Genomic DNA, 8,265 nt, shown 5'->3' with positions numbered 1-8,265 from the left:
CTTTTTCACTATAAAGGTTCGTTCGTTCAGTTATCCAACAAAGTGGGTGAAACATGGTCATTTTGGGCCATCAAGCCATTGCCCGTGGTTTTAATTGAACATTTGAAAAGCCACTTTATAATTGGCTTTTCAAATGTTCAATTAAGGTCATCTCATGCACCAGATCCTCGACAGCCGCAAGGAAGAGCGGATCCTTCCCTTGTTTCGTCTGGGCTTTCGTCCCTTCTTTCTACTCGGTGCCTTGTTCGCCTCTCTGGCCATGTTCGCCTGGCTCGGCCAACTCAATGGCTACGTCTTCTTGCCCGGGTTGCAGAACCCTGTCTGGTGGCATGGCCATGAGATGCTGTTCGGCTTTGGCTCCGCCATAGTGGCCGGCTTTCTGTTGACGGCAGTGCAGAACTGGACGGCCCATCCCGGCGTGCGAGGATGGCCGCTGGCCCTGGTGGTCGGGCTCTGGGCGCTGCCCAGGCTATTACTACCCTGGCTGGGTGAAAGCACGAGCGCATTGATGCTGGCAGATCTCTTCTGGTTACCGCTTTGTGCCTGGTTCCTGGCCAAACCCATCGTGGTCACCCGTCAATGGCGCAACCTGTTCTTCGTGCCTCTTCTGTTGTTACTGACCCTGCTCAACGGTGCAAGCTGGTATTGGCGCGGAGACTGGTTGCTGGCGGAACGGATACTGATCACCACCGTCTTGCTGTTCATTACTCTGATTGCCGTCATGGGGGGGCGCGTCATTCCCTTCTTTACTGCGCGCGGTACCGGTCAAGATAAGGTCCCTGCTCTGCCTTGGCTGGAACGGGCGGCACTCGGCTCGCTCTGGCTGCTGCTTGCTTGCTGGCTATCTCTGCCAAGCGGTTGGTTGAACGCGGGGCTACTTGCCCCTCTATATATAGTGGCGGCACTGCTCAATCTGTGGCGGCAACTTCGCTGGCGCTTGCCAAGCACGCTACCCCATCCCCTGCTCTGGTCCCTGCATCTGGCTTATCTGTTCATTCCCCTCGGCTTGACTGGATTTGCTGCCCAGACCATGGGATTCGCCATCACAGCCTCGGCGGCCAGCCACTTTCTCAGCGCCGGAGCTATGGGAACCATGATATTGGCGATGATCGCCAGGGTCTCGCTCGGCCACAGCGGGCGAGCCCTGCAGGTGGGACGCCGCATAGTGCTGGCCTTTAGCCTGGTATTGCTGGCCGGCCTGACTCGGCCACTCTTGCCCCTGCTCTGGCCTGCCCAGACGCTGCTCGGCTGGAACTTGAGCGGATTGAGCTGGGCGCTGGCCTATGCCCTCTTCGTCTGGGTATATGCCCCCATCTTGAGCCGTCCCCGCCTCGACGGTCGTCCCGGCTGAGGCGGGCAGAGCGCTGATCGGCCAGGCAGTCCCGCCGCCTCAGCTCGGTGGGTAGTGGATCAGGTTGTGAAACCTGGCTGGCTGCTTGCCCAGATTGCGATAGCCATGGGGGCGGTCGGCGGCAAAGCGCATCGCTTCCCCATTGCCGAGGCGGTGCCACCGTCCTTCCACCAGCAGCTCCATCTCTCCGGCGATGACAATGACATGCTCGGTCACCCCCGGTGCATGGGGTTCTGACTCCCGTTGATAACCGGGCAGCAGGGTCAATTCGAATAACTCGAAGCCAATAACAGGTTCAAATGGGAATAGTGGTGCGACCAACATCCCCTCCCCGGCGGGCTGCTGGCGAATCTCGTCAGCGACGCGATGGAGGGTCTCCCGCACCGGCTCTGGTGTCGCCTCGATAAAACTGGAAAAGGAGACCCGAAAGCCGGTTGCTATCTTCCAGAGCGTGGCGACCGTCGGACTCGACTCACCGCGCTCTATCTGGCCGAGCATGGCCTTGCTCACCCCTGTTTCCCGCGCCGCCACATCCAGGCTCCAGCCCAGTTCAGTGCGAAGTCCTTTCAATCGTTGTGCCAGATGCTGGCTCATGGTCTGCATGCAATCCCCCTTGTGCGCTATAGCGCCCATCCCTATACTCAGCCATATTGTACGCAATAACGCACAAACTGACACAAGGATGTCCCCATGCCATTCGCACTCCCCCATCTGGTCGCTGGCTTCATCGCCGTGCTGGTTGGCTACACCAGCTCAGTGGTGCTCATCATCCAGGCGGCCAGCGCCGCCGGTACTGACGCCGCCCAAACGGCCTCCTGGCTCTGGACGCTGGGTATCGGCATGGGGTTGAGCTGCATCGGTCTCTCTCTTTATTACCGCACTCCCATACTGACGGCCTGGTCGACTCCGGGGGCGGCACTGCTCATCACCAGCCTGGGTCAATTCAGCCTGGCAGAGGCAATCGGCGCCTTCCTGCTCTCATCTCTTCTCATCACACTCTGCGGCATCACCGGCTGGTTCGAGCGACTGATGCGCCAAATCCCGGCCAGCCTGGCCGCCGCCATGCTGGCCGGGGTGTTGCTGCGCTTTGGCCTGGATCTGTTCAAGATAACCCCGATAGACCCACTGCTGATCGGGGCACTGTTGTTCAGCTTCATCGCTGCCCGCCATCTCTGGCCACGCTACACCATGGTGGTGGTACTGGCGGTTGGCGTGGGACTGTGCGCACTGCGCGGTCAGTTGCAACTGGCCGATGTCAGCTGGCAGCTGGCCAGCCCTGTCTGGGTCAGTCCGCACTTTTCGCTCGATGCCTTGCTGGGCATTGCCCTGCCACTCTTCATCGTCACCATGAGTTCCCAGAACATGCCGGGCATCGCCATTCTCAAGGCCCATGGTTATCAGGTCTCCGCCTCCGCCCTGGTTGGCTGGACGGGTTTCATCGGTGTCGTGCTGGCCCCCTTCGGGGGATTTGCGTTCAACCTGGCCGCCATCACGGCCGCCATCTGCATGGGCAAGGAGGTCGATCAGGATCCAGCACGACGCTGGGCGGCATCCGTCTGGGCCGGCGGCTTCTACCTGATAAGTGGCTGTTTCGGCGCTACCGTCGTGGCCTTGTTCAATGGTTTTCCACCCGCCCTGGTCACGGCCGTGGCGGGCCTGGCTCTGCTCGGCACCATTGGCAACAGCCTCTATGGGGCGTTGCAGCAAGAAAATGAGCGGGAGGCCGCCCTGCTCACCTTCATGATCACGGCCTCCGGCATCAGCCTGCTCGGAGTGGGATCCGCCTGCTGGGGCCTGCTCATCGGCTGGGGTCTGTATCGGCTGCGATGCACCTGACCCCTGTCGCACATAGCAAAAGGCCAGTGCAATGCACTGGCCTTTGATCATCTAGTCCGTTACCGGGTCACACCTTGGGACGCACCCCCAGGGTATGGCAGATGGCGTAAGTCAGCTCGGAGCGGTTCAAGGTATAGAAGTGGAAATCCTTCACCCCCTCCTGGCTCAGCACGCGAACCTGATCGATGGCGATGCTGGCGCCCACCAGGTTGCGAGTCATCTGATCGTTATCCAGCCCTTCGAAACGCTGGTGCATCCAGCGCGGCACCTTGACGTTGGTGAAACCGGCAAACTTGGCCAGGGTCTGGAAATTGGAGACCGGCAGTATGCCCGGCACTATCTCGGCATCTATGCCGATGGCGGCGCAGCGATCCCTAAAACGCAGATAGGTTTCCACATCGAAGAAGAACTGGGTGATGGCGCGATTGGCACCGGCATCGATCTTGCGCTTCAGACTCAGCAAGTCCGATTGCGCACTACGGGCTTCGGGGTGACCTTCCGGATAGGCGGCCACGGAAATATCGAAGTCGGCCTCGGCCTTGAGCAGGGCAACCAGATCAGTGGCATACATCTCCGGCTTGTCGACTCCCTGGGGCAGGTCACCGCGCAGGGCGACTATGTGGCGGATACCGCTGTTCCAGTAGTCACGGGCTATGGTGCGCAGTTCGTCACGGCTGGCATCGATGCAGGTCAGGTGCGGGGCGGCGATGAGACCGGTGCGATCTTTGATGTCCTTGATCACCTTGTGGGTGCGATCCCGGGTACCCGAGTTGGCGCCATAGGTCACGGAGACGAACTTGGGTTCCAGCACCTTGAGACGCTCTATGGATTGCCAGAGAGTGTTCTCCATCCCTTCGCTGTTGGGCGGGAAAAACTCGAAACTGACCCCTATGTCACCGCTTAAATCGGCCAGACTCTGGTTGAGTGCTTCAACCTGACGTGCACTGTGAAATCCCATCGCTCTACTCCCTGCCCTGCTCGCTGCTCTTCCTGACGCCAAATGAATGTCTGGACGTCTAAACGTCTTGCTATCTTTAAGACAAACCGCTCGAATGTCAATCAGGAAATGCCTCTCCATCAAAATAGGGTCCATATGTAGCCATATTATCTCGTTATTGCGAGTTTGCTCCCATGCCAAAACGCGTTGGCTCAGGTTATGATGGCGGCGGATCGTCCTGGACGTTCTGAATCTGCGTGTGATTGTTTGGCCGGAGCCCAGCTCCGGCCCCTTTTTCAATATCCAGCCTCCTCTGCCGATAACCCAATATCCAACTAGCAGGAGCTCATCATGGATACCCATCCCGGCTTTGCCACCGACCTGCTGTTCGACCGCTATCAGGGCGAGGTCAGCACACACCCCCAGTTTTGGGCGGTGCGCACCCCCGCAGCCCCCGATTACTACTTCGGCAATTACCTGTTGCTGAGCGCGGCCCCTAGCGATCGGGACAAAGGCTGGCTGGAGCAGAGCTTCGACAAACTGATTGCGACCGATCCCAGGGTGCGTCATCGCACCTTCCAGTGGCCCCTGGCCGAAGGGCAGAACAGCCGGGTTGCCGGCTTCGTCGCGACCGGCTACCAGTATATGGAGTGCGTGGTGCTGTCCCTGGAGCGGGAGCAATTGCTCATCCCCCCCGACAGCACGGGCTCCCATATCCGTCCCTTCACGACGGCGGACTGGGCCGACTGGCTCGCCCTGGAGCTGGAGGAGCGCGAGCCAGACTATCCGGCCGGGCGTTACCTCGCCTACCTGGAGAGTCGCCAACGGCTCTATCAGGCCATGACGGACGATGGGCTGGGCAACTGGTGGGGCCTCTGGCAAGAAGATCAACTGGCGGCGAGTTGCGGTCTCTTCTTCACCCCAACCCTGGGGCGTTTCCAGCTAGTGCGCACTCGCCAGGCCTGGCGCAACCGCGGACTCTGCAAGCTGTTACTTGCTCGGGTCGCCGAACAGGGCCTGACACGGGTCCCGCAACTGGTGATAGTGGCGGACGAGCAGTATCACGCCCAGCGGGTTTATCGCGACCTGGGATTCATCCCCAGTGCGCGCATCGCCAGTCTCTGCCGCTGGCCCCGGGAAGCGGCAACGCCCTGAGGGGAGGCTCGGCGAAAATCACGATAAACAAAGAAGGGAGGCCCAAGCCTCCCTTCTTCATATCTGTACGCCGAGCCAGCATGCCCGGCATCGACTCACTGAGTGCCTTCCAACTGCCGAGCCAGGGCAGCCTCCGTCTGCGGGCTGGCCGCAGGTAAAGGCGCAGCCTCGGCCACACTGCCCTCAGCCTGAACCGGTACTGGCGTCTGGGCGGGTGCAGCGGTCAGCGTCTCGTCGACCACCGGGCCTGTCGCCAGGGGGGCACTGGAGGCCACTGGCCCCTCGCATTGGCAAGCGGCGCCTTTGACCTTGCTGCCCTGATGGGGGGCATACCAGGACTTGAGCTCCTGCTCGAGCAACGTCGCCGCCGCTTGTGGCGTCTGGTTGCCCAGCAGCACGGCCTGACTCTGGCTCGCCAACTCATCCCCCAGCTTGGGTTCGCCGCGAGACAGGATCTGAGTCGCAACCCGGATGGTCGAGTCACACTGATCACGCCACTCCATCATCTCCCGCGCCGCAGGATTGCTCACCTCGAAGAAGTGGTTCGAGAGGGAGAAGAAGCCGGGCAAGGCATTGGTGTACAACTCGGCGAACTGGGCGCTGGTCAGCCACTGCAGGAAGGCCATGGCAGCCTCCTTGTTCTTGCTGGCGGGGTTGAGCCCCATGCCGATGTCGGTGTGGTCGGTGAAGAAGCAACCATCTCCACGCTTGGCCACAGGCGGGCGCATCACGCCGAAGTCCAGCTTGCCGGTGAAGGGGGCTATCTCCCAGGATCCCGCCACATAGAAGGCGGCCTTGCCACTGGTGAACAACTCATTACTGGCTGCATAGTCCCGCTGCGCGGCGCCCTCACCCAGATAGGGACGCCAGCGAGCCAGCTCCTCGAACACCTGCCGGTACTGAGGATCGTCGAGTCGCTCCTGGCCGTTGACCAGCGCCAGACGACCATCTTCACCCTTCCAGTAGTTGGGGCCTATGTTCTGGAAGCCGAGCTCGGAGGCGACCCAGCTCTCACTGCCGCTCATGGCCAGCGGCACATAACGGCCATCAGCCTTCACCTTCTCCAATACCTGGAAGAAATCCTCCCGGGTCTCGGGCAGACTCAGGCCCAGCTCCTTGAAAATCGTCTTGTTATAGAAAAAACCGTGAATGACGGAGGCCATGGGCACGCAGAATGTCTGGGCCCCGGAGTCCGTCTGCCAGGGAGACTGCGCGAAACTCGGGAAGTTCTCCATCCCGGCCATCTCGGTCAATTCGGCAAGATAGCCGGCCTTGAACAGCGCCAACGAGTCATCAAACGGGCGACAGGTGATAAGATCTCCCGCCTTGCCCGCCTTCAGGCTCTGCCACAGGGTCGGTATATAGTTGACGTTTTGCACCGGGTGGAAGACCACCTTGATACCGGGATGCTCGGTCTCGAAGGCCGGGATGATCTTCTGCTCCCACAACGCCTTGTCATCGGTACGCCAGCTCTCGATCATCAGCTCACTGGCCATCAACTGACCACACAACAGGAGGCTCAGGGCTCCGATCCACTTGTTAGCCATAAGTCCTCTCATACCTTGAAATGGGCGATCAATTGCTGCTGTTTGGCAACCAGATTGGCGAGCACTTCGCTGCTGCTGGCCGATTGACGGGCTTCCCGCTCTGTCTCATAGGCCACCTCGGCAATACCTGAGATATGGCGAGCCACCCCCTGGCTGACCGAGATCTGCTCTTGAGCTGCGTGGGCAACCTGATCCGCCATCGACTTGATGGCGCTCATCCGTTCGGCGATGGATTGCAGGGCCGCGTCCATCTGGCGAGTCTGATCGACACAGCTGCCGGTCTGCTCCTGACTACGGCCCATCACCTCGACCACCTGGCTGCTGGCGCTCTGCAAGTTTTCGATCATGGCCTGGATCTCTTCCGTACTGGTCTGGGTCCGGTTGGCCAGAGCCCGCACTTCGTCGGCCACCACGGCAAAGCCGCGACCGGCCTCACCGGCCCGGGCCGCTTCGATGGCGGCGTTGAGCGCCAGCAGATTGGTCTGCTCGGCGATGCCGCGAATGACATCCAGAATGCTGCCGATGTTGTGGCTGAATTCCCCCAGCTTGTGGGTGATGCCCACGGCCTCGGCCATGGCCCCGGCCAACTCTTCGGTGAGGCGACGGGTCACGGCGACCTGTTGTCGACCGGCGCGAGCCTCTTCGTCGGCGAGATCGACCTCGTGTTTGGTGCCATCGGTGGAGCGAGCCACCTCGGTGGCGCTCACCTCCAACTCGGTGATGGCGGCAGCCACCTGATCGGTCTGGCTCTTCTGATCCTGCACCCGGGCCATGGCCCGCTCGCTGATCTCGGCGGCGCGGCTCGCCTCCTCCACCAGATGACGGGAACCAGCATTGATCTGAGCCAGCAGTTCACCTGTCTTGCCCGCCAGGGTATCGATGGAACGGGACAGGCTGCCGAACTCGCAACGGCTGCGATAATCGATGCGGCGGGTCATGTCCCCTGCCGCCATCAGGCTCAGCTCATGCCCGATACGCTGCAATGGCCGCTGTATACTGCGGGCCGTGGTGTAGCCGATCAGCAGAGCGGCGGCGGCAGACACTGCCGCCACCAGCAGGATCCAGATGCTGGCACTGCTGACGGCATCATCGGCCAGGGCGCGGCTGGAGCTGGCGATGGTGCCGGCACTCTTGCCCATCTCATCGAGCTGATTGAGACTGCTGACCAGGGCGGCATCGAGCTGCTGGTTGAGCTGTTCCAGGGAGGCTGCCAGTTGCTGGCTTTGGCGCATGGTGGCAAGCAGACCCTGTTTGCCTAAGGCCAGCTCCTGCATCCTGTCCAGGTTGGAGAGGAAACGCTGTTTGACGTCGGCGGGCACATCGACCCGCTCCAGCCGCTTGCGGGCCATCTCGATATCCTTGCCAAGCACCCGCTCCAATTCATTGAGATCCGTGCTTGCGTCGGCGCGGCGTATGTTCTTCAGATCCCGGGCGATACC

At 61.0% G+C, this 8,265-nt stretch carries 7 protein-coding genes; 3 read left to right on the top strand and 4 right to left on the bottom strand.

Going from position 1 to position 8,265, the window contains the following annotated elements; translation table 11 throughout:
• The first annotated feature begins 154 nt into the window (after nt 1-154).
• A complete protein-coding gene (locus tag G113_RS17150) occupies nt 155-1,351 on the top strand; it encodes an NnrS family protein (protein ID WP_005907775.1) in 1,197 nt (398 codons plus the stop codon).
• A gap of 39 nt (nt 1,352-1,390) precedes the next feature.
• Here G113_RS17150 and G113_RS17145 read toward each other — a convergent pair whose 3' ends face one another.
• Nucleotides 1,391-1,954 carry a helix-turn-helix domain-containing protein gene (locus G113_RS17145; RefSeq protein ID WP_005907774.1) on the bottom strand — a complete coding sequence of 188 codons (564 nt, stop codon included), beginning with the start codon at nt 1,952-1,954 and terminating at the stop codon, nt 1,391-1,393.
• A gap of 87 nt (nt 1,955-2,041) precedes the next feature.
• Here G113_RS17145 and G113_RS17140 point away from each other — a divergent pair, with 87 nt between their 5' ends.
• Nucleotides 2,042-3,187, top strand: coding sequence for a benzoate/H(+) symporter BenE family transporter (locus G113_RS17140; RefSeq protein WP_005907773.1), 1,146 nt, complete (start codon nt 2,042-2,044; stop codon nt 3,185-3,187).
• Nucleotides 3,188-3,254: 67 nt separating this feature from the next.
• On the opposite strand, the gene metF is transcribed toward G113_RS17140, so the two are convergent.
• Complete coding sequence (metF, locus tag G113_RS17135; protein ID WP_005907772.1) at nt 3,255-4,145, bottom strand: methylenetetrahydrofolate reductase; 891 nt, start codon at nt 4,143-4,145, stop codon at nt 3,255-3,257.
• A gap of 330 nt (nt 4,146-4,475) precedes the next feature.
• Here metF and G113_RS17130 point away from each other — a divergent pair, with 330 nt between their 5' ends.
• Entirely contained in the window at nt 4,476-5,279 is an 804-nt protein-coding gene (locus G113_RS17130; RefSeq protein WP_005907771.1) for a GNAT family N-acetyltransferase, read from the top strand.
• Nucleotides 5,280-5,374: 95 nt separating this feature from the next.
• On the opposite strand, the gene G113_RS17125 is transcribed toward G113_RS17130, so the two are convergent.
• Nucleotides 5,375-6,826: an ABC transporter substrate-binding protein gene (locus G113_RS17125; protein WP_005907769.1), complete on the bottom strand. Its 1,452-nt coding sequence runs from the start codon at nt 6,824-6,826 to the stop codon at nt 5,375-5,377.
• 8 nt (nt 6,827-6,834) lie between these two features.
• On the bottom strand, nt 6,835-8,265 hold a 1,431-nt coding region (locus tag G113_RS17120), incomplete at its 5' end, for a methyl-accepting chemotaxis protein (RefSeq protein WP_005907767.1).

It is taken from the genome of Aeromonas molluscorum 848, assembly GCF_000388115.1.
GTDB lineage: Bacteria > Pseudomonadota > Gammaproteobacteria > Enterobacterales > Aeromonadaceae > Aeromonas > Aeromonas molluscorum.
Note: the sequence above shows the minus strand (reverse complement) of the source record. Positions and strands in the feature narration are given on the sequence as shown.

What these genes read in the sequence shown, in the direction of transcription:
- G113_RS17150 (WP_005907775.1), top strand. Translation starts at nt 155, where the DNA reads ATGCACCAGATCCTCGACAGCCGCAAGGAAGAGCGGATCCTTCCCTTG.
- G113_RS17145 (WP_005907774.1), bottom strand. Translation starts at nt 1,954, where the DNA reads ATGCAGACCATGAGCCAGCATCTGGCACAACGATTGAAAGGACTTCGC.
- G113_RS17140 (WP_005907773.1), top strand. Translation starts at nt 2,042, where the DNA reads ATGCCATTCGCACTCCCCCATCTGGTCGCTGGCTTCATCGCCGTGCTG.
- metF (WP_005907772.1), bottom strand. Translation starts at nt 4,145, where the DNA reads ATGGGATTTCACAGTGCACGTCAGGTTGAAGCACTCAACCAGAGTCTG.
- G113_RS17130 (WP_005907771.1), top strand. Translation starts at nt 4,476, where the DNA reads ATGGATACCCATCCCGGCTTTGCCACCGACCTGCTGTTCGACCGCTAT.
- G113_RS17125 (WP_005907769.1), bottom strand. Translation starts at nt 6,826, where the DNA reads ATGGCTAACAAGTGGATCGGAGCCCTGAGCCTCCTGTTGTGTGGTCAG.